This is a genomic window from Amycolatopsis ponsaeliensis, assembly GCF_030182635.1.
GTDB classification, from domain to species: Bacteria; Actinomycetota; Actinomycetes; order Mycobacteriales; family Pseudonocardiaceae; genus Amycolatopsis; species Amycolatopsis ponsaeliensis.
On record NZ_JAPZLD010000026.1, the window covers coordinates 53,848 to 79,196 of the forward strand.

General features: G+C 70.0%; 20 protein-coding genes. 11 read left to right on the forward strand and 9 right to left on the reverse strand.

From position 1 onward, the window contains the following. Positions 1-31: 31 nt before the first annotated feature. Positions 32-1,411, reverse strand: coding sequence for a glycoside hydrolase family 43 protein (locus QQ657_RS33045; protein ID WP_284746207.1), 1,380 nt, complete (start codon positions 1,409-1,411; stop codon positions 32-34). Between the two features lie 254 nt (positions 1,412-1,665). Between QQ657_RS33045 and QQ657_RS33050 the strand changes: the two genes are divergently transcribed. The 5 genes from QQ657_RS33050 to QQ657_RS33070 all read left to right on the forward strand — a co-directional run bounded on the left by QQ657_RS33050 (position 1,666) and on the right by QQ657_RS33070 (position 9,609). Beyond that, positions 1,666-3,633 (forward strand): alpha-L-fucosidase, encoded by a 1,968-nt coding sequence (locus QQ657_RS33050; RefSeq protein WP_284746208.1) that lies wholly within the window; start codon positions 1,666-1,668, stop codon positions 3,631-3,633. A 26-nt stretch (positions 3,634-3,659) separates the two neighbouring features. Then, positions 3,660-6,041: a ricin-type beta-trefoil lectin domain protein gene (locus tag QQ657_RS33055; RefSeq protein ID WP_284746209.1), complete on the forward strand. Its 2,382-nt coding sequence runs from the start codon at positions 3,660-3,662 to the stop codon at positions 6,039-6,041. A gap of 31 nt (positions 6,042-6,072) precedes the next feature. Then, positions 6,073-7,539, forward strand: a complete 1,467-nt coding sequence (locus QQ657_RS33060; protein WP_284746210.1) for an arabinofuranosidase catalytic domain-containing protein — start codon at positions 6,073-6,075, stop codon at positions 7,537-7,539. A gap of 124 nt (positions 7,540-7,663) precedes the next feature. Further along, a complete protein-coding gene (locus tag QQ657_RS33065) occupies positions 7,664-8,380 on the forward strand; it encodes an alpha/beta fold hydrolase (protein ID WP_284746211.1) in 717 nt (238 codons plus the stop codon). Positions 8,381-8,406: 26 nt separating this feature from the next. Further along, on the forward strand, positions 8,407-9,609 hold the full coding sequence (locus tag QQ657_RS33070; RefSeq protein WP_284746212.1) for a PucR family transcriptional regulator: 1,203 nt from the start codon (positions 8,407-8,409) through the stop codon (positions 9,607-9,609). Between the two features lie 43 nt (positions 9,610-9,652). On the opposite strand, the gene QQ657_RS33075 is transcribed toward QQ657_RS33070, so the two are convergent. The 3 genes from QQ657_RS33075 to QQ657_RS33085 all read right to left on the reverse strand — a co-directional run bounded on the left by QQ657_RS33075 (position 9,653) and on the right by QQ657_RS33085 (position 13,201). After that, on the reverse strand, positions 9,653-11,098 hold the full coding sequence (locus QQ657_RS33075; RefSeq protein WP_284746213.1) for a non-reducing end alpha-L-arabinofuranosidase family hydrolase: 1,446 nt from the start codon (positions 11,096-11,098) through the stop codon (positions 9,653-9,655). Positions 11,099-11,297: 199 nt separating this feature from the next. Next, positions 11,298-11,954, reverse strand: a complete 657-nt coding sequence (locus QQ657_RS33080) for a response regulator transcription factor (RefSeq protein ID WP_284746214.1) — start codon at positions 11,952-11,954, stop codon at positions 11,298-11,300. After that, positions 11,939-13,201: a sensor histidine kinase gene (locus QQ657_RS33085; RefSeq protein WP_284746215.1), complete on the reverse strand. Its 1,263-nt coding sequence runs from the start codon at positions 13,199-13,201 to the stop codon at positions 11,939-11,941. Before QQ657_RS33085 ends, QQ657_RS33080 begins: the two co-directional genes overlap by 16 nt. A gap of 178 nt (positions 13,202-13,379) precedes the next feature. Between QQ657_RS33085 and QQ657_RS33090 the strand changes: the two genes are divergently transcribed. Next, positions 13,380-14,636 carry a serine hydrolase domain-containing protein gene (locus QQ657_RS33090; RefSeq protein ID WP_284746216.1) on the forward strand — a complete coding sequence of 419 codons (1,257 nt, stop codon included), beginning with the start codon at positions 13,380-13,382 and terminating at the stop codon, positions 14,634-14,636. 79 nt (positions 14,637-14,715) lie between these two features. Then, on the forward strand, positions 14,716-15,588 hold the full coding sequence (locus tag QQ657_RS33095) for a transporter substrate-binding domain-containing protein (RefSeq protein ID WP_284746217.1): 873 nt from the start codon (positions 14,716-14,718) through the stop codon (positions 15,586-15,588). On the opposite strand, the gene QQ657_RS33100 is transcribed toward QQ657_RS33095, so the two are convergent. Genes QQ657_RS33100 through QQ657_RS33110 form a run of 3 tightly spaced genes read right to left on the reverse strand, consistent with a single transcriptional unit; the run spans position 15,500 to position 18,345 of the window. Next, on the reverse strand, positions 15,500-16,267 hold the full coding sequence (locus QQ657_RS33100; protein ID WP_284746218.1) for an ATP-binding cassette domain-containing protein: 768 nt from the start codon (positions 16,265-16,267) through the stop codon (positions 15,500-15,502). The genes QQ657_RS33095 and QQ657_RS33100 overlap by 89 nt on opposite strands. Next, the gene (locus QQ657_RS33105; RefSeq protein WP_284746219.1) at positions 16,264-17,238 is read right to left on the reverse strand and encodes an ABC transporter permease; all 975 of its coding nucleotides are present in this window, start codon (positions 17,236-17,238) and stop codon (positions 16,264-16,266) included. Before QQ657_RS33105 ends, QQ657_RS33100 begins: the two co-directional genes overlap by 4 nt. Before the next feature lie 9 nt (positions 17,239-17,247). After that, entirely contained in the window at positions 17,248-18,345 is a 1,098-nt protein-coding gene (locus tag QQ657_RS33110) for a sugar ABC transporter substrate-binding protein (protein ID WP_284746220.1), read from the reverse strand. Positions 18,346-18,511: 166 nt separating this feature from the next. On the opposite strand from QQ657_RS33110, the gene QQ657_RS33115 reads away from it, so the two are divergent. Genes QQ657_RS33115 through QQ657_RS33130 form a run of 4 tightly spaced genes read left to right on the forward strand, consistent with a single transcriptional unit; the run spans position 18,512 to position 23,474 of the window. Then, complete coding sequence (locus QQ657_RS33115) at positions 18,512-19,834, forward strand: enolase C-terminal domain-like protein (RefSeq protein ID WP_434056807.1); 1,323 nt, start codon at positions 18,512-18,514, stop codon at positions 19,832-19,834. Positions 19,835-19,880: 46 nt separating this feature from the next. Next, positions 19,881-20,927: a sugar ABC transporter substrate-binding protein gene (locus QQ657_RS33120; RefSeq protein ID WP_284746222.1), complete on the forward strand. Its 1,047-nt coding sequence runs from the start codon at positions 19,881-19,883 to the stop codon at positions 20,925-20,927. Positions 20,928-20,956: 29 nt separating this feature from the next. Beyond that, complete coding sequence (locus tag QQ657_RS33125; protein ID WP_284746223.1) at positions 20,957-22,459, forward strand: sugar ABC transporter ATP-binding protein; 1,503 nt, start codon at positions 20,957-20,959, stop codon at positions 22,457-22,459. After that, positions 22,449-23,474, forward strand: coding sequence for an ABC transporter permease (locus QQ657_RS33130; RefSeq protein WP_284746224.1), 1,026 nt, complete (start codon positions 22,449-22,451; stop codon positions 23,472-23,474). Before QQ657_RS33125 ends, QQ657_RS33130 begins: the two co-directional genes overlap by 11 nt. A 4-nt stretch (positions 23,475-23,478) precedes the next feature. Here QQ657_RS33130 and QQ657_RS33135 read toward each other — a convergent pair whose 3' ends face one another. Continuing rightward, positions 23,479-24,183, reverse strand: coding sequence for a FadR/GntR family transcriptional regulator (locus QQ657_RS33135; protein WP_284746225.1), 705 nt, complete (start codon positions 24,181-24,183; stop codon positions 23,479-23,481). 150 nt (positions 24,184-24,333) lie between these two features. After that, positions 24,334-25,317, reverse strand: coding sequence for a MerR family transcriptional regulator (locus tag QQ657_RS33140; RefSeq protein ID WP_284746226.1), 984 nt, complete (start codon positions 25,315-25,317; stop codon positions 24,334-24,336). Positions 25,318-25,349: the final 32 nt, after the last annotated feature.

Sequence of the window (25,349 nt, forward strand, 5' to 3'; positions counted from 1 at the left end):
TCGCCCCTTTCCGTGAGTGGAGGTGGCGAGGTCAGGCGGCGAACTGCCACCAGTTGACGTTGAACAGGTAGCCGCTGCCCCCGGTGAACCGCAGGTACAGGTCGTGCGTCCCGGTCGCCCCGGTCACCGGGCAGGACACACTCGTCCAGGTCTGCCAGCCGCCCGTCGCGGGAACGGTGCAGGTGCCCGCCAGCGTGCCCCCGGTGCTGTCCAGCCGGACTTCGATGCGGCCACCGGCGGCCGCGGAGGCGACTCGCGCGGTGAAGGACCGCGCACCCGACCCGAACGCGGCGCCCTTGACCTTGATCCAGTCACCGTTCTCGAGGTAGCCGACGTTCATCCCACCCTCAGCGGACGGCTCGGTCTCGACGCCGGACTCCCCGGCGATCGTCTCCGCTTCCTGCCGCGTGTACGGGTTGAGCGTGCCCACCTGCGGCGCGCCCGTTGAAGTCATATTGATGGTCGGGATCGTGCCGTCGGAGTTGTAGGTGAACTTCTCCACGGCGACCGAGCGCGTGTAGCCACCGCCGCCCGCCAAAGCGCCGTTGTGGTAGAAGAAGTATGAGTTCCCGTTGAAGTCGATCACACCCGGGTGGTTGGTGAAGCTGGAGCCCTGGGTGGGCATGACCGTCCCGCGGTAGGTCCACGGCCCGGTGGGGCCGGGCGCGGTCGAGTAGCCGATGAACTCCGAGCAGCACTTCGCCGCGAACACGTTGTAGTACAAGCCGTTGCGCTTGTAGACCCACGGTCCTTCCTCGAACAGCGTCGGCCGGCTCGTGTTCCCCGTGCGCGTGCCGAACCCGGCGGTGGTGAGCGGGATCTGGGTCGGTCCGCTCGAGTAGGAGATCATGTCGGCGTTGAGCTTGACGTACCACAGGTGCGGGTTTCCCCAGTACAGGTAGGCCTGCCCGTCGTCGTCGACGAACACCGTGGGGTCGATCTCGCCGTTGCCGACGAGCGGGTGCCCGAGCGCGTCGCTGAACGGCCCGGTCGGGCTGGTCGACACCGCCACGCCGATGGCCATCGCGCCGGTCGCCCGGACCGTCATCGGGACGTACCAGTAGAACTTGCCGTTGCGGTAGACGGTCTGGCCCGCCCAGGCGTTGGCGCTCGCCCACGTGAAGCTGGCGAGGTTCAAGGGCGACCCGTGGTCGGTCCAGTTGACCATGTCCGCCGACGACCACACCCGCCATTCCTTCATGGTGAAGTACGTCGAGCCGTCTTCGTCGTGCCCGGTGTAGAGGTAGACGCGGCCGTTGTACACCAGCGGCGCGGGGTCGGCGGTGTAGATGGTCTGGACGATCGGGTTGTCGGCCCTGGCGACGGCCGGGACCACGCCAAGCGCGCACAGCAGCGCGACGACCAGGGTGAGGGTGCGCCGGCGTCGGACGGTCGTCGAAGCGGCTTTCACGGGTGCTCCTTCGGTTGTGGTCACCGTTGCTCGCGCTCCGAGGCCAGGCGAGAAGCAGTGTGGCACGGTGATGTTCACGCTCACAAGAATTCGTGGCGAAGCGTGAAAGTTACACCTCGGCCGGGCGGTGCACGCTGCGATTTCGCCGCACTGCAAAGGTTTACCACTCGTGAGTCTTGACCGCCGGCATCCCCTGAGCCTAGACAGAGTGTGTTAGCGCTAACTCGCTTTCGGAGCCGAGGAGGCTTTCCGCCATGCCCGAGTTCAGCCGTCGCTCGATGCTGGGTCTGATCACGGTGAGCGGCGCGGCGACGGCCGGTCTCCTGCGCGGCGGAGTCGCCTCGGCCACCGCCGGGCCGGGCAGCTACACCCCCACCTGGTCGTCGGTCGACCAGCACCCGCCCGCGGCGGAGTGGTTCCAGGACGCCAAGTTCGGCATCTACTTCCACTGGGGCGTCTTCAGCGTCCCCGCGTTCGGCAACGAGTGGTACCCGCGGAACATGTACGTCGGGGGCTCGGCGGAGAACAACCACCACCAGGCCGTGTACGGCGATCCGTCGGCGTGGCCATACCACAACTTCGTCAACGGAGCCCGGGACAAAGCGGGCAACTGGGTGCAGTTCGCGCCGAAGCTCAAGTCCGCGGGCGGGGCCTTCGACCCGGCGGAGTGGGCGCAGCTGTTCGCCGACGCCGGCGCGAAGTTCGCCGGGCCCGTCGCCGAGCACCACGACGGCTTCTCGATGTGGAACAGCGCCGTCAACGAATGGAACTCGGTCGCCAAGGGGCCGCGGCTGGACCTGGTGCGGCTGCACGCCGACGCGATCCGCGCCCGGGGCCTCAAGTTCATGGTGTCGCTGCACCACGCCTACCACTTCACCGGCTACTACGACCACGTGCCGACGCAGTCGGACTCCAGCCTGCGCAAGCTGTACGGCCAGCTGGGCTCGACGGCGGAGAACCAGCTCTGGTATGACAAGCTGGCCGAAGTCATTGACGGCTACCAGCCGGATCTGCTCTGGCAGGACTTCAACCTGCCCCGCGTCGACGAGTCCCGGCGGCTGAACTTCCTTTCGTACTACTACAACAAGGCCGTCGCGTGGAACAAGGACGTCGTCGCGACCTACAAAGACGGCTTCGACAACCGAGGCGAGGTCTTCGACTTCGAACGCGGCGGACCGGGAGACATCCAGAACCCGTACTGGCTGACCGACGACAGCATCTCCAGCTCCAGCTGGTGCTACACGACCGGCATCGGCTACTACTCGATGAAGGCGATGCTGCACTCGCTGATCGACCGCGTCAGCAAGAACGGCACCATGCTGCTGAACATCGCGCCGATGGCCGACGGCACCATCCCTTCGGGACAGCGGACGATCCTGCTCGGCATCGGCGACTACCTCGCCCGCTTCGGGGAATCCATCTACGCGACCCGCGCCTGGTCGTCCTTCGGCGAAGGCCCGACGCAGATGGGTGGCGGCTCCTTCACGACGCCGCGCGAGGGGACCAACCGCGACATCCGGTTCACCCGCAGCAAGGACAACACCGTCCTGTACGCCACGGTCCTGGGCTGGCCGGGCAGCACGCTGGACATCGGGACGCTCGGGTCGGGCCGGATCACCCTCGGCTCGCTGAAGTCCGTGGAGCTGCTCGGCGCCACCGCCGGGTCGTACACCGACCTGCCCGACCGCACCCAGGACGGCTCCGGGCTGCACGTCCGGCTGCCGTCGGCGCCGTTCAGCGCCCCGGCGTACGTGGTCAAGCTGACGTTCTCCGGCCAGATCCCGGCCCTGGGCTCCGGCCCGGTCCCGACGAGCTGGGTGCGGATCGCGAACGTCACCACCGGTCTTGTGCTCGACAGCGGCGGGACCGTCGGGGCCGGGTCGGTGCTCAAGCAGTGGTCCTACGACGGTTCGGCCAACCTGCAGTGGCAACTCGTCGACCTGGGCAGCGGCTACTACCGGATCGTCAACCGCACCAACGGCATGGTCGCCGACAGCGGCGGCCGGACGGGCAACGGCGTCAACGCCGTGCAGACGTCTTGGACCGGGAGCGACAACCAGCAGTGGCGGCTGACCGGGCTCGGGAACGGGCGCTACCAGATCGTCAACCGGGGCACCGGCACCGCACTCGACGGCGCGGGCACCACCACGGCCGGCTCCCCGGTGGTCCTGTGGGCGCCGAACAGCAGCACCAACAACCAGTGGACCGTCACAGCCGTCTGACCCCTTCGTCGGAAGCGAGCACTGCCATGCCAACCCTGTTCCGGAGGGTGCGAGCCTCGCTGGTCGCCGTCGTCGTCCTGGCCGGCGGTGTGGTGGCCGCGGCTGCGCCGGCCGAGGCCGCCACCTCGATCACCATCAACGGCGGATCGGCCGGCCGTACGTTCGACGGCGTCGGCGCGGTCAGCGGCGGCGGGGGCAACAGCCGCCTGCTGATCGACTACCCCGAGCCCCGGCGCGGCCAGATCCTCGACTACCTCTTCAAGCCGGGTTACGGCGCCGCGCTGCAGATCCTCAAGGTGGAGATGGGCGGGGACACCAACTCCACCAGCGGCGCGGAGCCCAGCCACGCGCACTTCCGCGGTGATCTCGACTGCAACCGCGGGTACGAGTGGTGGATCATGGAGCAGGCCAAGGCGCGCAACCCCGGCATCAAGCTCGTGGGCCTGCCCTGGGGCGCGCCGGGCTGGATCGGCAACGGCACGTTCTTCTCCGACGACCTGACCGGTTACTACCTTTCGTGGCTCGGGTGCGCCAAGCAGCACGGCCTGACGATCGACTACCTCACGAGCGTCCAGAACGAGAAGCAGTGGAGCGCCGACTGGACCGTCACCCTCCGCAACGCGCTCAACGCCAACGGATACAGCGCCGTCAAGGTCATCTCCGGTGACTCGTGGCCGGGGGACTGGGGACCCGCGAGCGCCGTCTCGACCAACACGGCCTACCGCAACGCGACCGACGTGCTCAGCGCCCACTACACGTGCGGCTACCTCAGCGCGCAGACGTCCTGCACGGTCCCGGCCAGCGTCACCAACACCGGCAAGACGCTGTGGTCCAGCGAGAACGGCTCCCAGGACTACAACGACGGCGCCAAGCCGCTGGCTCGCGGCATCAACCGCGTCTACCTCGACGGCAAGATGACCGCGTACCTCAACTGGGACCTCATCGCCGCGACCACGCCGAACATCCCGTGGCCGACGGTGGGCCTGGTGCTGGCCAACCAGCCGTGGTCGGGCTACTACTCGGTCGGCAAGGACGCCTGGGCGCTGGCGCACACCACGCAGTTCACCGCGCCCGGCTGGAAGTACCTCGACGCGTCCAGCGGGTACCTCGGCGGGAACCGCGCCAACGGCAGCTACGTCTCGCTGAAGTCCCCGAGCACCAGCGACTACAGCACGATCATCGAAACGATGGACGCCACCTCGGCGCAGACGCTGAACCTGAACGTCACCGGCGGGCTGTCCACCGGCCAGGTGCACGTGTGGGCGACCAACCTGAACTCGAACAACCCCGCGGACTTCTTCGCGCACACCACCGACATCACCCCGTCCGGAGGTGCCTTCTCCCTGACCGTCCAACCCGGCTACCTGTACACCGTCACGACCACCACTGGGCAGGGCAAGGGCACCGCGAGCAGCCCGTCGCAGGGTTCGCTGAACCTGCCCTACAGCGACGACTTCGACGGGTACGCGACGGGCAAGGAAGCCAAGTACCTGATGGACATGGAGGGCGCCTTCGAGACGTCCTCCTGCGGCGCCGGGCGGTCGGGCACCTGCGTGCGCCAGGCCGCGCCGCAGAAGGCGATCCCCTGGAAGAAGACGACCGATCCGTACGCGTTGCTGGGCAACGTGGCCTGGAGCACCTACACGGTGAACGCGGACGTGCTGCTGGAGAAGTCCGGGTACGTCCAGCTCCTCGGCCGGGTCGGTTCGCAGGACACCGGCAACCAGGGCGCGGTGAACGCCTACTACCTGCGCGTCAGCGACACCGGCGCGTGGTCGATCCTGCGCAACAACACCAGCCAGCAGGTCACGACCCTGCGCAGCGGCACGACGACCGCGCTCGGTACCAACAGCTGGCACAAGCTGTCGCTGGGCTTCTCCGGCAGCACCATCACCGCGAGTGTCGACGGCACGGTGATCGGGACCGTCACCGACACGACGTTCCCGGCCGGCCAGGTCGGCATCGGGACCAGCCAGGGGGAGCCCGCCCAGTTCGACAACCTCGCCGTGACGGGCTCGGGCGGCGGGTCGACGTCGGTGCTACGCAACACCGGCTCGAGCCGGTGCCTCGACGTCCCCAACGTGTCCCAGACGAACGGCACCCAGGTGACGCTGTGGGACTGCAACGGCGGCGGCAACCAGCAGTGGACGCTCACCTCCGGCAAGCAGCTCCAGGTGTACGGCGCCAAGTGCCTCGACGCCGAGGGCGCGAGCACGGCAGCGGGCACCCGCGCGATCATCTGGGACTGCACGAGCGGCACCAACCAGCAGTGGAACGCCAACACCGACGGCACGATCACGGGTGTCCAATCAGGACTCTGCCTCGGCCCGAGCGGCACCGGGAACAGCGCACTGGTGACCCTGCAGGCCTGCACGGGCAGCGATGCCCAGAAGTGGACCCGAAGCTAGCCGCATCCCGACCGGACGAAGGAGTTCGCTCATGACCGCACGACGGAGAGGGTTGCTTCGGATCGTGGGTGCGGCAGGGGCGCTGGCCGCGGGCGTGCTGGCCGGTCCGGCCGCGCCGGCGCAGGCCGCCACGCAGGGGCCGTGCGACCTCTACTCCGCGGGCGGCACCCCGTGTGTCGCCGCGCATTCCACCACCCGCGCACTGTACGGCTCGTACAACGGTTCCCTGTACCAAGTCCGGCGGTCCTCCGACAACGCGACGCGGGACGTCGGCGTCCTGAGCGCGGGCGGCGTCGCAAACGCCGCGACCCAGGATTCGTTCTGCGCGGGCACGACGTGCCTGATCACCGTCATCTACGACCAGTCCGGCCGCGGCAACCACCTCACGCAGGCCCCGCCCGGCGGGTTCTCCGGCCCGGCGGCCGGTGGGTACGACAACCTCGCGAACGCGGCCGCCGCCCCGATCACCGTCGGCGGGCAGAAGGCCTACGGCGTGTTCGTGGCCCCCGGCACCGGCTACCGCAACAACAACGCGACCGGCACGGCGACCGGCGACCAGCCGGAGGGCATGTACGCGATCTTCGACGGCACGCACTACAACGGCGGCTGCTGCTTCGACTACGGCAACGCCGAGCGCAACAGTCGCGACAACGGCAACGGCACCATGGAAGCCATCTACTTCGGCAACATCAAGGTCTGGGGCTACGGCGCCGGAAACGGCCCGTGGATCATGGCCGACCTCGAAAACGGCCTGTTCTCCGGGATCAACCAGCGGTACAACGCCAACGACCCGACCATCAGCCACCGCTACCTGACCGCGATCATCAAGGGCGAGTCCAACCACTGGGCGATCCGCGGTGGCAACGCGCAGTCCGGTGGCCTCTCCACTTTCTACGACGGTGCCCGCCCCAACGTGTCGGGGTACAACCCGATGCGCAAGGAAGGCGCGATCATCCTCGGCACCGGCGGCGACAACAGCATCGGCTCGGCGGGCACCTTCTACGAAGGCGTGATGACGTCCGGCTACCCGTCGGACGCCACCGAGAACGCCGTGCAGGCGAACATCACCGCGGCCGGCTACGGCAGCGGCGGTAGCGGCACCACCACCGGACCGCTGTACGCGGTCGGCGCCGGCAAGTGCCTCGACGTCCCGGGCTCCACCACGACCCCGGGCACCCAGCTGCAGATCTACAGCTGCAGTGGCCAGGCGAACCAGACCTGGACCCGCACGTCGTCGAACCAGCTCACGACCACCGTCGGCGGGCAGACGTTCTGCCTGGACGCCTCGGGCAACGGGACCGGCGCCGGGACGAAGGTGGTGACCTGGTCCTGCAACGGCCAGGCCAACCAGCAGTGGACCGTCAACTCCAACGGCACGGTCACCGGCGGGCAGTCCGGTCTGTGCCTGGACGTGACGAGCGCGTCCACGGCGAACGGCGCGCTGGTCGAGCTGTGGACCTGCAACGGCGGCAGCAACCAGCAGTGGACGCTGGGTTAGGCCGGTTGTGCGTGCGGACAACGGGCGGGCACGTTCCGGGTGAGCGGGAACATCGCGTGAGCGCGTGCCTTGCTGCACGGTGAGGCGGCACCCCCTTTCACCCCGCAGAGAAACGAGGCCGGTCATGGCCGCTTCCGCACTTCCCACCGTCGTCCTGGTCCACGGCGCGTTCGCCGACGCTTCCGGCTGGCAGGCGGTGGCCGACGGCCTGCGTCAACGCGGGTACCAGGTCCTCGCCCCGGCCAACCCGCTGCGTGGGGTGGCCGCCGATGCCGGCTACCTGCGGGACTTCGTCTCGACGCTCGAGGGCGACGTCGTGCTCGTCGGCCACTCCTACGGCGGCTGCGTCATCACCAACGCGAGCACGGGTGCCCCGAACGTGCGGGCGCTGGTCTACATCGCCGCGTTCGCGCCGGACGAGGGCGAGACGTTGCTCGAGTCCATCGCGCTGGGCGGGGGGAAGACCGAGCTGGGTGAGCGGCTCGTCCGGCGCCCCTACCCGGGTGCGCCCGACGGCGACGCCGACGGCTACCTCGACCTGGCGTACTTCCACGAGCTGTTCTGCGCCGACCTGGACGCCGACGTCGCCGCCTTCATGGGCGTCGCCCAGCGCGGGTTCGCGCTGTCCTGCCTGGCCGCTCCGTCCGGGGTGCCCGGCTGGCGGGCCATCCCGAGCTGGTACCTCGTGGCGGCCGACGACGCCACGATCCCGCCGGAAGCCGAGCGGGCCATGGCGAAGCGGGCCGGCGCGCACACGGTGGAGGTCACCGCCTCGCACGTCGCGATGATCAGCAAGCCGGCCGAGACGATCGAGCTCATCGTGGCTGCCACGGGCGGATGAGCCGGGACGAGGATTAGGCTGCTCCGGTGACGCGACGAGAGGCCACGGGCGGGCCGGATCCGGAGCTCGTGGCACTCGCCGGCCGGCTGCTGGACACCATCGACGAGTTCGCGGACGAAATCGCGTCCGCCATCGAGGCGCGCGTCGAGTTCTACGTCACGCACAGCGTCGTGCCGGCCGACGACCTGCGGCGGTCCGTGCGCGGCAACCTCGAGTACGTCCTCAAGTCGTTGCGCGAGGACAGCTACGCCGATGTCGCGGCCGCCCGGACGACCGGTGCCCTGCGGGCCGAGCAGGGGGTGCCGCTCTCGGTCGTCATGGCGGCGTTCCGCGTGCTGTTCAGCCGGATCTGGCACAGCCTCGTGCTGCACGCCCGGGCGCAGGAACGGGTCTCCGAGCAGGCGCTGGTGGACGCGGCCTCCGACCTCTGGGCGGCCCACGACACCTTCGCCGAGGAGATGGCCGCCGCGCACCGCGAGGCGACGATGACGCTGCTGCTGCGCAACGAGGGCGAGCGCTCGGCCCTGGTCGGCGCCCTCCTGGAGGGACGGCCGCTGCACGAGACGTCCGTCTGGGACGTGGCGGACGTGCTTCGCCTGCCCAAACGCGGACCTTTCGTCGTGGTCGCGGCCGAATCGGTGCAGCTGGCCCAGGAAGCGTTGCCCGGCATCGAGAACCGCTTGCGGGCCCGCCGCATCGGCTCGGCCTGGCGGCTGCTGCCGGACGCCCAGATCGGGATCGTGCGCTTCGAGAACGACGCCGACCTGCAGCCGCTCACCTCGACCCTGACGGAGTCGGCCCGCAGCCGGATCGGCGTCAGCCCGCCGTACGTGGCCCTGACCGAGACAGCGGCCGCGCTGCGGTTCGCGCGCATCGCGTTGGCGAGCACCGTCGCCGGCACCCCGCGCGTCACGATGTTCGACGACTTTCCCCTGGCCGTCGCGGCGGTCAGCGCACCCGACGCGATGCAGCGCGTCCGGCAGGCCGTGCTCGGGCCGATCCTCGACCTGCCACCCGAGCAGAGCAAGATGCTCCTCGAGACGCTGGCCGCGTGGCGGGACAGCGGGGGATCGGCATCGACCGCGGCGGGGGCTTTGTTCTGCCACCCCAACACGGTCCGCCACCGCCTGCGCCGGATCGAGGCGGCCACCGGTCGTTCGCTCGGCGACCCGAAGGCGACCGCGGAGATCCTGATCGCGCTCGAGGCCGCGTTGCTGGGAATCGCGTAGTGACTCGGGGGAGGAACCTGGCGGGGTTCCTCCCCCGAGACGGCTAGCGCTGCAGCGTGAGGACGCCCGGCCGCCACGGCAGCTGGTCGTACGGACCGCTCGCACTGGGCGACTTGCCCTGGTAGAGCAGCTGCAGGTTGCAGGGGTCGACGGTCATGGTCTGGTCCGGGTTGCTGCGGACCAGGTCACCGTGGCTGATGTCGTTGGTCCAGCTCGCGCCGCTGTTGGCCTTGCCCGCGAAGGGGTTGCCTTCACTGGCGGCCTGCGGCGTCCACGAACCGCTCAGGCTGCTCGCCGTGAACGAGCGGAAGTAGCGCCCGTTCGCGCCGATCGCCTCGACGATCATCAGGTACTGGTTCTGGCCCTGGACCTTGTAGACCTGGACCGCCTCGAACAGGTTGTTCGTCGAATCGCTCATGACCGTCGTGTACGACGAGCCGAAGCTGCCCGGGAAGTTCCCGATCGGCATGCTCGCCCGGTAGATCTTGCCGTTGTCGCCGGCGAAGAACAGGTACATGTTCGAGCCGTCGGCGATCAGCGTCTGGTCGATCGGGCCGGTGCCGGAGCCGGAGATGCTGCCGGTGAACAGCGGTTGCGGTGAGGACCAGCCGTTGGGGTTGGTGGGGTCGCTCGACGTGCGGTAGATGAAGGGCCAGGCACCCCACTGGTAGGCCAGCACCCAGATGTTCTTCGGCGCGAAGTAGAACAGCGTGGGCGCCACCGTGCCCTGGTTCATCCCGTTCTGGCCGGCCGAAGCCATGTCGGACCAGTTAGTGAAGGGGCTGAAGGCCATCGAGCCGTACGACGATCCCGAGACGTTCGACGCGTAGACCAGGTGCCGGCCGTTGTAGACGACGTTGGTGAAGTCCTTGAGCGAGACCCACCCGTTCTTCGGAGTCGCCAGCACCCCGCTCGAGCTCCAGCGGTAGCTCGAGGGAAGGGAGCAGCCGGTGCCGCCGCCGGTCGTGGTCGTGGTCGGCGTGGTGGTGGTCGACAGGCCCGTCCACCTCTGGTTGCTGCCGCCGTTGCACGTCCAGAGCTGCACCGCGGTGCCGTTGGCTGTCGCGGCGCCGGTGACGTCCAGGCAGAGCCCGGACTGCACCCCGGCGATCGTGCCGTCGGAGTTCACCCGCCACTGCTGGTTGGCCCCGCCGTGACAGGTCCAGATCTGCACCCGGGTACCGGCGGTGGTCGCGCTGCCGGGCACGTCGAGGCACTTGCTGCCGTACACGGTCAGCTGGCCGCCGGACGTCGACGTCCACTGCTGGTTCGCCCCGCCCGAGCAGTCGTAGATCTGCAGGAGGGCACCGTCGGCCTGGCTGGTGTTCGAGACGTCCAGGCACCGGCCCGAGCCGGCACCGCGCAGCGCGCCCGTGACGTCGGCCGCGGCCGCGCCGGCCCCCAGCGTCACCGCCAGCGCCACGGTCGACGCGGCGGTGAGCACCCCGATCAGGGTGCGGATCCTGCGGCTGGTACTTCCTCTGTTCATGACGACCTTCTCCCGGCGAGCGAGACGAGTGTTATCGCTAACATGCGGTGCGTCACCCTGGGCTTCCGGGAGAAGAAATGTCAATCCGGGCGGCGGCGTCCTCGGGGACCCGGACGCCGGCCGGGCGGCCGGGCCACCTCACGACCACCGCGGTAGGTCCACAAAGGACAGCTGGGTCGTGAAAGTTACATTTCCCTCCTCAAGCGCCGACGGGCCGCTCCAGGTAGGCGAGGACCGCGAGGATCCGCCGGTGGTGGTTCTCGGAAAGCCCGAGTCCGAGCTTGGTGAAGACGGTCGTGATGTGTTTGCTCACCGTCTTCTCCGTGACGAACATTCGCGTGGCGATCGCGGCGTTGGAACGGCCCTCGGCCATCAACGCCAAGACCTCGTGCTCGCGGGGGCTCAGCTTCAGCAGGACCGGATCGGCCGCGCGATGGGTGAGCAGGGCGCGGACGACGTCCGGGTCCAGCACCGTGCTGCCCGCGGCGACCTGCCGGACGTCGGCGACGAACCGGCCGACGTCCAGCACCCGGTCCTTGAGGAGGTAGCCCACCGCTCCCGCTCGGTCCGCCACCAGTTCCCGGGCGTAGAGCTGCTCGACGTACTGCGAGAGCACCACGATCGGCAGCCCCGGGATCTGCTTGCGGACGGCGATCGCGGCACGCAGGCCCTCGTCGGCGAAGTTCGGGGGCAGCCGGACGTCGACGATGGCGACGTCGGGGCGGTGCGTCGTGAGCGCCCGGACCAGCGACGGTCCGTTGCCGACGGCCGCCACCACCTCGAAGCCCGTCGTTTCGAGGATCCTGATCAGGCCTTCGCGGAGCAAGACGAGGTCTTCGGCTACGACGACGCGCACGGCAGTGCCATCCTGATCTCGGTCGGGCCGCCCGGCGGGCTGTCGACGGCGAGCGTGCCGTCGAAGGCCGCGAGCCGGCGGGCGACGCCGCGCAGGCCGGTGCCGTGGTCGAGCGAGGCACCGCCGCGGCCGTCGTCGGCCACCCGCATCGTCAAGTCGCCGTCGGCGCCGTCCTGGCGGGGCGTGAACTCCACGGTGATCCGGATGTGCCGGGCCCGGGCGTGCTTGATGGCGTTCGACAGGGCTTCGGAAACGGCGAAGTAGGCCGCGGACTCCACCGGTGCCGCCAGCCGGCCCGGCAGGCGGGTCGTCACCGTGGTCGCGATCGGGTTGACCAGGGCCAGGGCCTGCAGGGCGCCGTCCAGGCCGCGGTCGGCCAGCACGGGCGGGTGGATGCCGCGGACCAGGTCGCGCAGTTCGGCCAGGGCACTGGAGGTCGAGTCGCGGGCCTCGGCCAGCAGCCGCCGGGCGGCCCGCGGGTCCTCGGGCAGCAGCTGTTCGGCCAGGCCCAGGCTCATGCCCAGCGACACCAACCTGGCCTGGGCGCCGTCGTGCAGGTCGCGTTCGATCCGGCGCAGCTCGCCGGCCTGGGTGTCGACGGTCTCGGCGCGCGAGGTCGCCAGCTGCCGGACCCGGGCGCGCAGCCGGGTCTGCTCGGTCGGGCCCAGCAGGAGGCGGATCACGCGAGCGTTGAGGTCGGCCAGCCGGGCGGCGGTGGCGTACCAGAGCCCGAAGCACACCGGGCCGAGCGGGAGCAGTACGAACGTCTGCGCGACGCTGTGCAGCCGGAAGGCCCCGCCCAGCGGGGTGCGGAACACCTCGGCCGGGGTCAGCAGGTAGACCAGGGGATAGAGCAGGTAGAAGAAGCCGCCGGCGAACAACAGCAGGGACAGCCCGGAGGTGAGCCAGCCGGTGACCGCGTTGACGACCAGCCAGGCCCAGTCCCGCCAGCTCGCCGGGTCGCGCAGGATCGTCCACAGCCGTGCCGCCCAGCCGGCGTCCGGTGCCGGGAGGTAGGGCCGGGCCACCGGTTCGCCGAGCAGCCGCCCGGCCCACTGCCGGTGCAGGTCGGCCAGCCAGCGGACCAGCGCGGTGGAAAGCAGCGTCAGCGGGATTCCGGCGCCCAGCGCGACGAGCGGCGCCGACGTGATCCAGAGCGTGGCCAGCGCGGCACCCGTGACCGAGCCCGTCAGCAGCAACGCGGACCAGCCCAGCAGGGTCAGCCGCGAAACCAGTGCGGTCGGCACGTTTCCCTCCCGGCGTCGACGGATCGGATGTCGATGATGACCGGTGGAGGGGTGTTCGCGCGGTAGGGCTGGCTCCACCTTCCGTGGGAGCCGGCACCAGTGATCTCGGTCCGTTGCCCGGAGAAGCTGAGGTTGCCGGTCGGACGACCGGCGACCGACCAGCCAGGAGGCCTTGCCCATGACCGCGAATCCGCTGTTCCCCCGCCACCACCGCCGGGCGGGACTGGCGCTGCTGGTGGCCGTCGCCCTGAGCGGCGTGCTCACCGCCTGCGACGAGACGCCCGGCCCCGCCGGCGTCGGCCTGGCCGAGCTCGCCCAGCGGGACGTCGACGCCGGCGCTCCCGGGGTGATCGTCCGGGTCGACGACGGCGGCGGCCGGGTGGTCGAGCTCGCCCGGCAGGCGCCGTGGACGACGGCCGACCACGTCCTGAGCGCGAGCGACGCGTTCCGGATGGGCTCCAACACCAAGACGATGGTGGCCACCGTCGTCCTCCAGCTGGTCGCCGAGCAGCGGCTGCGGCTGACCGACCCGGTCGGGAAGTGGCTGCCCGGCCTCGTGCCGAACGGGGACGCGATCACCTTGCGGATGCTGCTCGGCCACACCAGTGGCTTGTTCAACTACCGCGATGATCCTGACGTGCTCAAGGCGTTCACCGGCCAGGACACCCGGGTCTGGACACCCCGGGAACTGCTGGCCGCCGCCACCGCGCACGACCCGCTGTTCGCGCCCGGGACGGACTACGCCTACAGCAACACCAACTACGTCGCGCTCGGGCTCGTCGCCGAGAAGGTGACCGGGCGGTCCCTGGGAGACCTGGTCCAGGAGCGGATCGCCGGACCGTTGCACCTGAAGCGGACCTACCTGGTCGAAGGAAACGACGGCACCGGGGAGAGTTCCGCGCTCGCCCACGGCTATGAACCCGACGCCGCGCACATCGCCCCGCTGCTTCCCTCGGGCACGCCGGCCGGGACCGCGTTCGCCGGCCCAGCCCGGTCCGCGGGGTACGTCGACACCACCTTCGTCAACGCCAGCACGCAGTGGGCCGCCGGTGGCATGGTGTCCACCGCGCCGGACTGGGCCCGGTTCGACAGCGCGCTGCTGTCCGGCGAGCTCCTGCCGCCCGCCCTGCTCGAGGAAATGCAAACCACCCGCCCCGAGGAAGCCGCGTTCCCGGACCGGCGGTACGGACTGGGCCTCGAGCGGGTGACCACGCCCTGCGGCACCGTTTGGGGGCACAACGGTCAGGTCGCGGGGTACTCCAGTGAGGCCTACACCGACGACACCGGCAAGCGCACCGCTTCCGTCCTCACCGCCACGATCTTCGGCTTGGCCGCCCCGAAGGCCGGCGCGGCCAACCGGGAGCTGGTGAACGCCGCGGTGTGCGCCATGCTCGGCAAGCCGGTTCCCGCCACCTCGACCGTCCCGGCCGGCTGAACCCGGAGGCACTTCGAAGTGCGATCGGTGGACAGGTAGTCACCATTTGTGCTTGCGGTCGGGGATATGGCAGCAAGGCGTGCGGGTACGTCCGAAGAAGACTGAACTATGCGATCCCCCCTTCGTCGTCGAAGCCGAAGCGGTGGTGCAGTCGTTGCACGACGCGCTGCCGCAGGCGATCAAGGACGCCGGGGTGATCCGGTTCGCCGGCGACTCCCACCCGCCTTATCGCACGGTCGCGCAGGACGGCACGGTCACCGGGATCGACGCCGACTTCCAGGCCGCGATCGGGCAGGTGCTCGGGGTCAAGACGCAGACGAGCGTCGTCACCGGGCTGCCGGCCGCGCTGCAAGGCATGCTGAGCAACCGGTACGACGCGTTCAACGGCCCCGTCAAGGCCACCGCCGAGCGCGAGAAGCAGTTCGACACGATCACCTGGATGACCACCCGCACGGCCTACGTGTTCCCCACCGATTCGACGGCGGGGATCACGCGGGTCGAAGACCTCTGCGGCAAGCGCGTCGCGGTGGTGACCGCCAGCGTCGTGGAGGAGCAGCTGAACAAGCTGTCCCGCTTCTGCACGCAGAACAAACGCGCGGCCACGCAGACCGTCGGCCTCGACGACACCAACGGCACGCTGCTGGCCACCCGCTCGGGGCGCGCGGACGCGGCGGGGATGACCGAGGCCGCGGCGATCGACGTCACGCAGAAGCAGGGTGGGACCAAGTACGTCGCCCAGACCGAAGCGCAAGGGGCGACCAAGGACGACCTGGCCTTGTACGTCCCCAAGTCAGGTCTCGGTTCCGAAGCCGGTGTTCAACGCGGCAACGGCGCACTGAGCCGCGGACGTCCACTGTGGAGGATCAAGGGCGGCCTTCGAGGCGGTATTCCGCGTTCACCAGCTCGAGGAGCTCGGCCACCGAGGTCTCCCCGGACGGCCGGTCGAAGGTGATTTCGCCGTGCTGCAACAGGTTCACCCGGTCGCAGACGTCCATCACCTGCCCGTAGTTGTGCGCGATGAGGATGATCGCGATGTCGCCGCGGCTCTTCAGTTCCCGCAGCAGGCGCAGGATCACCGCGCTCTCCTTGGCGCCCATCGCGGCGAGGGGCTCGTCGAGCAGCAGGAGCTTCGCCTTCGAATACACCGACCGGGCGACCGCGATCGCCTGCCGCTGACCGCCGGAGAGCATGCCCACTTCGGCGGTCACCGAGGGGATGCTGATCCCGATCGAGTCCAGCGCCTCGCGTGCGCGGCGCTTCATCTCGCGCCGCCGCAGGAACGGCAGCGGGCGGTGGGTCAGCTCGCGGTTGAGGTGCAGGTTCAGGTACACGGGCAGGTCGTTGATCATCGCCAGGTCCTGGAACACCGTTTCGATGCCCAGTGACCTGGCGTGCACCACGGACTTCAGCGTCGTCGGCTCGCCCTCGAACGCGATGCTCCCGCCGTCCGGCTGGTGGTAGCCGGTGAGGATCTTGATCAGCGTCGACTTGCCGGCACCGTTGTCCCCGATGAGCCCGAGGATCTCACCTCGCCGGACGTGCAGGCTGATGTCGGCGAGCGCGGTGACCGAACCGAACTTCTTGCTGATGCCCTCGACCCGGATGATCTCGCCGGCCGGCTCTTCGGTCATGTCCGCTCCCGGGATCCGACGCGTTTGCGCACGACGATCAGCGTCACGTTCAGCACCATCGCGCCCAGGATGGCGGCGCCGAGCACCACGTTGAACGCGTTCGCGCTGACCCCGGTCAGGTTGAATCCGTCGAACACGATGCCCAGCAGCAGCGCGCCGAGGAACGCCCCGGCCACCGTGCCGGACCCGCCGAGCAGCGCCGTGCCGCCGATCACGGCCGCCGCCACGGCGAAGAACATCGTGGTGAACCCGCCGTTGGTCGGGTCGTAGGAGCCGACCCGGGTGCCCTGCAGGATGCCGGCGAGCCCGGCCAGGGTGCTGGTGATCGCGAAGTTGACCACCTTCACCCGGTTGACCGGGATGCCGGACTCCGCGGCGCCGACCGGGTTCCCGCCGGTGGCCTGGGTGTGGATGCCGAACCGGGTCGCCGAGAGCACCACCTGCATGACGACGACCACGCCCAGCGCCCACAGGAACTCCGTCCACTGCGCCCCGCCGAACACCTCGAGCACCCCGCTGCCCTTCGGCGCGGCGACCGGGCGGGCGTTCGAGATGATCAGCACCAGGCCCTGCAACAGGAAGGCCATGCCCAGCGTGGTGATGAACGACGGGATCCCCAGCACGGTCCGGATCATCCCGTTCGCGAGACCGACCAGCGTGCTCACCGCGATCGCGCCGAGCAGCGCGAGCCACAGCGGCCACCCGTTGACGAAGAACTGCATCATCGTGAACGGGGCGAGGGTGAACACGAAACCGGCGGACAGGTCGATCTCCCCGCAGATCAGCAGCATCACCTGCCCCGCCGCGATGATCGACCACGGCGCGACGTATTGGGCGATCGTCTGGTAGTTGTCCGGGGAGTTGAACGCTCCGCTCGTCACCGTGAAGTAGATCCCGGCGGCGATCGTGACCAGCAGGATGCTCAGCTCCTTGACCTGCATCACGCCGAGCAGCACCGGTTTCGACGACATCGCCCCCGCCTACCGGCTCAATACCGACGGTGGCGGCAGGGGGATCGACCCCGGCATCGCGAGGACGTCCTTGTTGTCGCCGCCTTCGAACCGGCTGCGGGCCGAGGCGTACGGGCCGACGTTCTCCTTGGTGACGAACGTGAGACCGGTGTCGGTGACCGGTGGTGCGACCAGCGTCCCGGACAGCCGGAACAGGTACAGGTAGAGCACCGACAGGAAGCCCTGCAGGTAGGGGGACTGGTCGATGGTGAAGTCGAGCGCGCCGTCCTTGACCCCGGTGACCGTGTCGTCGAGCAGGTCGAACCCGCCGCTGCCGAGCTTGCCGGACAGCTTGCGGTCGGCGATCAGCTTCGCGCACGCGGCGGTGCTGCCGGCGTCGACCGCGTAGATCCCTTTCGCCGCGGCGTTTCCGGTGTACGCGGCGGTCATCGCGTTGAGCTCGCCGGCCTGCTCGGCCCCGGTGTTCACCGACTGGACGCGCACGCCGGGCGCGGCCTGCTTGAGCGCGTCGGTGATGCCGTCCAGCCGCGGCTGGACGTTGTTGCCGCCCGGCTGGGAGATGCCGACCAGGATGTCGCCGGAGGTGACCTTCTGCGCGATGCGCTGCCCCATCCGGAACCCGGACAGGTACAGGTCCTGGCCGACGTAGGTGAGCGGGTAGTTGCCGGCGGCACTGGCGTTGTACGCGATCACCGGGATGCCCGCGCCCAGTGCGCGCTTGGTGAGGTCGACGAACGCGTTGTCGTCGGTCAGCGCGACGGCGATCCCGTCGGCCTTGCCGTTGATCGCGGTTTCCATGGCACTCGCCATCTGGGCGACGTTGCCGTTCTCCGAGCCGGTCCACTGCGGCTCGGGCACCCCGAGCAACGCCGCGGCGTCGGCGAGCCCGGTCCGGGTCGGGACGAAGAAGGAGTTGGTGGTGACGTGGTTGACGAACACGAACCGCCACTGCGGTGTGCTCGGGAACGGGCCGGACTTGCCCCCGTTCTGCGCCTCCTGGACGCCGGTGCACGCCGCGAGCAGAGCGGTCGCGGCCACCGTCCCGCCGCCCATGCCGAGGTACTTCAGTGCGGTTCTTCGGGAGGTGGTGCCTGTTTCAGCAGTCATCGTGTCCCCGCGTTCGTCTCAGTGGACCGGAGCGGAACTGTCATCGACGGTAGCAGACGTATGATGTCTCGACCAGCTTCTCCGCGTGATCGCCGGAGTTCTGGACAATCGGCCGGGCGAGGCGTACCTATACGTATGTTGTCTGGCCCTGGTGTTCGCGTGAGAGGTGGCGACGTTGCCCGAGGTGATCAGCGCGATCGAAGCCGTGGACGTGCGTTTCCCGACGTCGCTGAACCTGGACGGGTCCGACGCGATGAACCCGGAACCCGACTACTCCGCCGCGTACGTCACCATCCGCACGAGCGCGGGGGAGGAGGGCTACGGCCTCGCGTTCACCGTCGGACGCGGGAACGACGTCCAGGTCGCCGCCGTCCGGGCGCTGGTCCCCCTGGTCGCGGGCATGCCGGTGGACGACGCGCTCGCCGATCTCGGGGGCTTCTCGCGCCGGCTGACCGGGGACAGCCAGCTCCGGTGGCTGGGCCCGGACAAGGGGGCGATCCACATGGCCGCGGCGGCGATCGTCAACGCCGTGTGGGACCTGCGGGCGCGCCGCGAAGGCAAGCCGGTGTGGCGGCTGCTCGCCGAACTGCCGCCGGCGGAACTGGTCGACCTGATCGACTTCCGATACCTCGAGGAAGCGCTTACCCGCGAGGAAGCCTTGACCATCCTGCGTACCGCCGAACCGGGCCGGGCGGGCCGCCAGGCCGAGCTGCTCGCGTCGGGCTATCCCGCCTACACCACCACTCCCGGCTGGCTCGGCTATTCGCCGGAGAAGCTGGCGACGCTCGCGTCGGCGGCGGTCGAAGACGGGTTCACCCAGATCAAGCTCAAGGTCGGGGCCGACCTCGACGACGACATCCGGCGGCTGCGGCTGGCGCGCGAGGTCGTCGGCCCCCACGTGCGGATCGCCATCGACGCCAACCAGGTGTGGGGCGTCGGGCAGGCGATCGCCTGGCTGCGGCCGCTGGCGGAGTTCGACCCGTACTGGATCGAGGAGCCGACCTCGCCCGACGACGTGCTCGGCCACGCCGCGATCCGCCGGGCGGTGGCGCCGATCAAGGTGGCCACCGGGGAGCACACGCACAACGCGGTGATGTTCAAGCAGCTGCTCCAGGCGGAGGCGATCGACATCCTCCAGCTCGACGCGAGCCGGGTCGCCGGTGTCACCGAGAACATCGCGATCCTTTTGCTGGCCGCGAAGTTCGGCGTGCCGGTGTGCCCGCACGCCGGCGGGGTCGGGCTCTGCGAGATGGTGCAGCACCTGGCGATGTTCGACTTCGTCGCGGTCAGCGGGACCCGGCAGGACCGGGTCATCGAGTACGTGGATCACCTGCACGAGCACTTCGTCGACCCGGCTCGGGTCGAGCGGGGGAGGTACCTGGCGCCGGTCCGGCCGGGCCTCGGAGCCCGCCTGCACACCGAATCCGTCGCGCGCTACCGGTATCCCGACGGTCCGGCCTGGCGCGACCGAGTGGTGGTGGTCGCGTGACCACCGGCCCGCACGTCCTTCTGCAGCCTGTCAACGAGGAGAGGTCATGAAGATCCGCTACCTGTGCTCGGCCGCCGTCGTCGCCGCCGGCCTGCTCGCCGGCTGCAGTGGCGGGGGCACCACCGCGTCCGGCGGAACCGTCGTCGGCGTCGACTACCCCCGCTCGGACACCGACTTCTGGAACGCCTACATCAAGTACGTGCCCCAGTTCGCCGGCGAGGACGGCTTCGAGCTCAAGACCACGAACTCGCAGAACGACGTCGCCACCCTGACCGCCAACGTGCAGACGATGATCAGCCAGGGCGTCAAGGGCGTCGTCATGGCCCCGCAGGACACCGCGGCGATCATCCCGACGCTGCAGCAGCTGGCCGGGAAGAAGATCCCGGTCGTGTCCGTCGACACCCGCCCCGACCAGGGCAACGTCTACATGGTCGTGCGGGCGGACAACCGTGCCTACGGCGAAAAGGCGTGCCGGTTCCTCGGCACGAAGCTCGGCGGCAAGGGGAAGGTCGTGATGCTGCAGGGCGACCTCGCGTCGATCAACGGACGGGACCGCACCGAAGCCTTCAACGACTGCATGAAGCAGAACTTCCCCGGCATCACGGTCTTCGGGGAGGCCACGAACTGGGACGCCAATACCGCGGCCCAGAAGCTCCAGACCCGGCTGACCGCGAACCCGGACATCAAGGGCGTCTACATGCAGTCCAGCTTCGCCCTTTCGGGGACGCTGCAGCTGCTGAAGCAACGGGGCCTGCTCGTGCCGGCGGCCGACCCGAAGCACGTGTTCATCGTGTCCAACGACGGGATCCCCGAGGAGCTCGAGAAGATCCGCGCCGGCGAGATGGACGCGACCGTCTCCCAGCCCGCGGACCTGTTCGCCAAGTACGCGCTGCAGTACCTCAAGGACGCCATCGCGGGCAAGACGCCGGCGCCGGGCAAGACCGACCACGACAGCACCATCGTCGCGGTCCGCGACGGCCTGATGGAGGACCAGCTGGCCGCGCCGCTGGTCACCGCGGACGGTGCCACCTTCGGTCCGGTCGCCAGTGTCAAGGTCGACGACAAGTCCCTGTGGGGCAACAGCAAGAGCTGACCGCGACCGGCTTCGGAGAGGAGGTGGACATGAGTACCGTGCCGGTCGTCGAAGCACGGCAGGTGGTCAAGCGCTACGGCGCCACCGTCGCGCTGGACCACGCCGACCTGACCGTCCTGCCGGGACAGACGCACGCGCTCGTCGGCCGCAACGGCGCCGGGAAGTCGACGCTCGTCTCCGTGCTCACCGGCCTGACCGGGCCGGATTCCGGCTCGCTCCTGCTGAACGGCGAGCCCGCGCCGGGACTGTCCGATCGGGACGCCTGGCGGTCGCTGGTCGCCTGCGTGTACCAGCGCTCGACGATCATCCCGGACCTCTCGGTGGCGGAGAACCTGTTCCTGAACCGGCAGGAGACCGTGCGCGGATTCGTCCGCTGGTCCGCGGTGCGCCGGGCGGCGACCCGGCTGCTCGAACGCTGGTCGGTAGACGTCGACGTCCGAAGGCCCGCGGGGGAGCTCGGGGTCGAGCAGCGGCAGTTCGTCGAGATCGCGCGAGCGCTGTCCTTCGGCGCGCGGTTCGTCATCCTCGACGAGCCGACCGCGCAGCTGGACGGCGGCGCCATCACCCGCCTGTTCGGCCACATCGCCGACCTGCAGCGCCACGGCGTGACGTTCCTGTTCATCAGCCACCACCTGCAGGAGGTCTACGAGATCTGCGACACGGTCACGGTCTTCCGCGACGCCCGGCACGTCCTGACCGCGCCGGTCGCCGAGCTGCCGAAGCCCGACCTCGTCGCGGCGATGACCGGGGAGAACGCCGTGGCGGCCGACGAACGCCCGTCGTCGGTGCGGTCCGGCTCGCCCCCGGTGCTCCAGGTCCGTGAGCTCAGCCTCACTCCGGAGTACGAAGGTGTCTCCTTCGACGTCGCGCCGGGGGAGATCGTCGGCCTGGCCGGGGCCGGCGGCAGCGGCAAGACCGAGGTCGCCGAAACGCTGACCGGGCTGCGGGCGGCCGGCTCGGGAACCATCCTCGTCGGGGAACACCGTCCTCGCCCCGGCGACGTCCCGGCGGCACTCGCCGCCGGGATCGGCTTCGTCCCGGAAGACCGCCACCGGCAGGGACTCGTGCCCGACATGTCGGTCGCGGACAACGCGACCCTGTCCGTCATGGACCGGCTCGGCCCGGGCATCTTCGTCCGGGCCGGCCTCCGTGACCGGCTGGCCGGGACGATGATCGACCGGCTGGAGGTGAAGACGCCCGGTCCGGACCTCGCGGTGTCGGCGCTCTCCGGCGGCAACCAGCAGAAGGTCGTCATGGCCCGGGCGCTCGCCGGCGATCCCCGGGTGCTCGTGCTGATCACCCCGACCGCGGGGGTGGACGTGCGGTCGAAGGAGTTCCTGCTCGGCAAGGTGGCCGAAGCCGCCGCCGAGGGCACCGCGGTGCTGATCGCCTCCGACGAGCTGGACGACCTGCGCCTCTGCGACCGCGTGCTCGTGATGGTGCACGGACGGCTCACCGCCGAAATCCCCGCCGGCTGGCCGGACCGCGAGGTCGTGGCCGCCATGGAAGGAGTCGACCTCGATGCCGGATAGCCCCACCGCCGTGCGTGCCGAGGCACGGACCGAGCCCGCCGCCGCCCGGCCGCCGCGGAGGATCGCGCTCGCCCGCGTGCGCGACTTCGCGCTGGTACCCGGGATCGTCGCGATCGCCGTGGTCGGCCAGCTGGTGAACCCCGTGTTCCTCCAGTACGACAACGTGATCAACATCCTGCAGACCATGTCGGAGATCGCCCTGCTGGTGCTCGCCCAGACGCTGGTCCTGGTCGTCGGCAAGATGGACCTGTCACTGGAGTCCACGTTCGGCCTCGCCCCGGGGGTGGCGGCCTGGCTGACGATCGACGGCGGCCACTCGCTCGGCCTCCTGCCCGCGTGGACGGCGGTGCCACTGGTGCTCGCGGTCGGGGTGCTGGTCGGCGCGCTCAACGCCCTGCTGATCGTCCGGTTCGGGCTGAGCGGGTTCGTGGTCACCCTCGGCATGCTGATCGTGCTGCGCGGCCTGCTGACCGGGATCTCCGGCGGCCAGACGTTCTTCGGCATGCCCGACTCGATGCTCTACCTCGGCACCACGCTGTGGGCCGGGATCCCGGCGTCCATCTGGGTCTGCGTGCTGCTGTTCGCCGGGGGCATCGTCCTGCTCGGCCACACCCGGTTCGGCCGCAGTCTCTACGCGATCGGCGGCAACGAAGACGCGGCGAAGGCGGCGGGCATCCGGACCGACCGGATCGTGTGGATCGTCCTCATCGGAGCGAGCGTGCTGGCCGCGCTCGGCGGGCTGCTGCTCTCCGGCCGGCTGGCTTCCGTGGCCGCCGCCCAGGGGAACGGCTACATCTTCACGGTCTTCGCCGCGGCGGTGATCGGCGGGGTCAGCCTGAACGGCGGCCGCGGCACGCTTTTCGGGGCCTTCACCGGGATCCTGCTGCTGTACATGATCCAGAACGTGCTCACCCTGGCCGGGGTGCCCGCGCAGTGGATCGGGGCGCTCAACGGCACGATCATCCTGGTCGCGCTGGTGATGTCCCGGATCACCAGCGGCAAGCGGCAGAGCTGAGCCGCTACTGCTCGCCGAGGGTCCGCAGCTCGGCCAGGTGGTCGCGCAGCCAGCGCTCGGACGTGTCCACGTGCATCAGCGCGGCCGCGGTGGCCACGGCGGGGTCGCGGCCGGCCAGGGCGTCGTAGATCGCCTTGTGCTGGTCCAGGGTCACGTGGGTGACGCCCCGGTCGACGGTGCCGCGCCAGATCCTCGCCCGCAGTGTGCGCGAGGAGATGCCGTCCAGCAGCGCGGTCAGGGTTTCGTTGCCCGCCGCGGCGACGACCTCGCGGTGGAAGGCGGCGTCGAGGACCGTCAGGCGTTCGACGTCCTCGACCGCTTCTTGCATCGCGTCGAGCAGATCGGCCACGGTGCGCAGCCCGCTGTCGGTGATCCGGGTCGCGGCGAGCCCGGTGGCGGCCGGCTCCAGGAGCCGCCGCACCTCGGTCAGCTCGAGCACGCTGCCTTCCATGAGCGACACCGCGTTGCCCAAGCCCTCCAGCAGCAGGCTGGGCGCGAGGCTCGTGACGTAGGTGCCGTCGCCGCGGCGGACTTCGAGCACCCGGGCCAGCTCCAGCGCCTTCACGGCTTCCCGCGTGGGACTGCGCGAAATCCCCAGTTCGGTGGCCAGCTCGTGCTCGGGCGGCAGCCGGGAGCCCGCGGGGAACCGCCCGGACCGGACGAACTCCCGGATCCGGTCGATCGCATCGTCGGTCAGGGACTTCGCCATGGTGCTCCTCGGGCAGTGAACTGCCCCAGACCCTATCAGTCATATGATGAATGTCGCGGAAGCGCGGGCGCGTTCGCCGGATTCGACGGGTTGTCGCGAGAGAAGTGACTTTCGGTCACCGGGACATGTGACGTTCCGGCCGCGGCAGTTCTACCGCAGCGCGGTGGCGATCCACTCCCGCAGAGCCGCCGCCTTTTCCGGATCCACGTCCGGCACAGGCGTGCCGTTGATCGTCGCGACCAGGGCCTCGTACCGGGTCAGCAGCTTCAGGCCGGCCGACTTGGCGAGCCATTGCGCGGCTTTGCCGTCGCGGTCGGGCTCGGTCATGCTGAGCCGGGCCTTTGCGGGGTCGTGCGTCCCGGTCATGGCGGCGACGAGGTCGGCCGAGCCGGCGGCCGCGCGTTCGGCGAGGTCCCGGGCCTGCGGGGAGTCCGCGGCCACCCCCGCTTGCTGGGCCGCCCGCGCTTCGAGGAGGAGCTTCCGATGCTTCTCGGTGCGGGCCAGCATGTCCGGCGTGGTCATCAGCTTGCCCCGCTCGGTGGCGAAGGTGCGGTGGTAGAAGTCGCGCACCGACGCCCGGAAGCCGTCGTCCTGCACGAGGTCGGCCAGCTCGATCCACGCTTCGAGCTGCTCGGTGGACGGATCCTCGGGCAGGTGCGGCCGCCGGCTGCGCAGCTGTTCGACGTACTCGGGATGGACGTCGAGACCCTCGGTCACGAACTCCCAGAACACGACGACGAGACGGTCGCGCTCGTCGTCGGACAGGGAGACGAGCTTGTGCAGCAGGCTCACCTGCTCCGCCGTGCTCCGCTGCCGCACGACGGTCCGCAGCACGGCGCGGCGGGCCCGGAACTGCCGCAGCTGGTCCTCGACCAGCCGCAGGTGCGTGCGGGCCAGGTCGGGCAGGGCGGTCTCTTCGGCCAGCACGCGACGGACGTCGTCCAGGCCGGCGCCCAGTTCGCGCAGGGTGTGCACGAGCTCGAGCCGCGAGATGGCCTGCACGTCGTACTGCCGGAAGCCGCCCGCGGTGAGCGCCGTGGGCGCGACGATGCCTTCGTCGGCGTAGTACCTGATCGCGCTCACGCTCAGACCGGTGCGGCGGGCGACGTCCCCGATGGGGTAGAGCTCTTCCATACCGACCACTATGGGGTCTCGAGTGGCTTGAG

What these genes read in the sequence shown, in the direction of transcription:
- QQ657_RS33050 (WP_284746208.1), top strand. Translation starts at nt 1,666, where the DNA reads ATGCCCGAGTTCAGCCGTCGCTCGATGCTGGGTCTGATCACGGTGAGC.
- QQ657_RS33055 (WP_284746209.1), top strand. Translation starts at nt 3,660, where the DNA reads ATGCCAACCCTGTTCCGGAGGGTGCGAGCCTCGCTGGTCGCCGTCGTC.
- QQ657_RS33060 (WP_284746210.1), top strand. Translation starts at nt 6,073, where the DNA reads ATGACCGCACGACGGAGAGGGTTGCTTCGGATCGTGGGTGCGGCAGGG.
- QQ657_RS33065 (WP_284746211.1), top strand. Translation starts at nt 7,664, where the DNA reads ATGGCCGCTTCCGCACTTCCCACCGTCGTCCTGGTCCACGGCGCGTTC.
- QQ657_RS33075 (WP_284746213.1), bottom strand. Translation starts at nt 11,098, where the DNA reads ATGAACAGAGGAAGTACCAGCCGCAGGATCCGCACCCTGATCGGGGTG.
- QQ657_RS33090 (WP_284746216.1), top strand. Translation starts at nt 13,380, where the DNA reads ATGACCGCGAATCCGCTGTTCCCCCGCCACCACCGCCGGGCGGGACTG.
- QQ657_RS33100 (WP_284746218.1), bottom strand. Translation starts at nt 16,267, where the DNA reads ATGACCGAAGAGCCGGCCGGCGAGATCATCCGGGTCGAGGGCATCAGC.
- QQ657_RS33105 (WP_284746219.1), bottom strand. Translation starts at nt 17,238, where the DNA reads ATGTCGTCGAAACCGGTGCTGCTCGGCGTGATGCAGGTCAAGGAGCTG.
- QQ657_RS33110 (WP_284746220.1), bottom strand. Translation starts at nt 18,345, where the DNA reads ATGACTGCTGAAACAGGCACCACCTCCCGAAGAACCGCACTGAAGTAC.
- QQ657_RS33120 (WP_284746222.1), top strand. Translation starts at nt 19,881, where the DNA reads ATGAAGATCCGCTACCTGTGCTCGGCCGCCGTCGTCGCCGCCGGCCTG.
- QQ657_RS33125 (WP_284746223.1), top strand. Translation starts at nt 20,957, where the DNA reads ATGAGTACCGTGCCGGTCGTCGAAGCACGGCAGGTGGTCAAGCGCTAC.
- QQ657_RS33130 (WP_284746224.1), top strand. Translation starts at nt 22,449, where the DNA reads ATGCCGGATAGCCCCACCGCCGTGCGTGCCGAGGCACGGACCGAGCCC.
- QQ657_RS33135 (WP_284746225.1), bottom strand. Translation starts at nt 24,183, where the DNA reads ATGGCGAAGTCCCTGACCGACGATGCGATCGACCGGATCCGGGAGTTC.
- QQ657_RS33140 (WP_284746226.1), bottom strand. Translation starts at nt 25,317, where the DNA reads ATGGAAGAGCTCTACCCCATCGGGGACGTCGCCCGCCGCACCGGTCTG.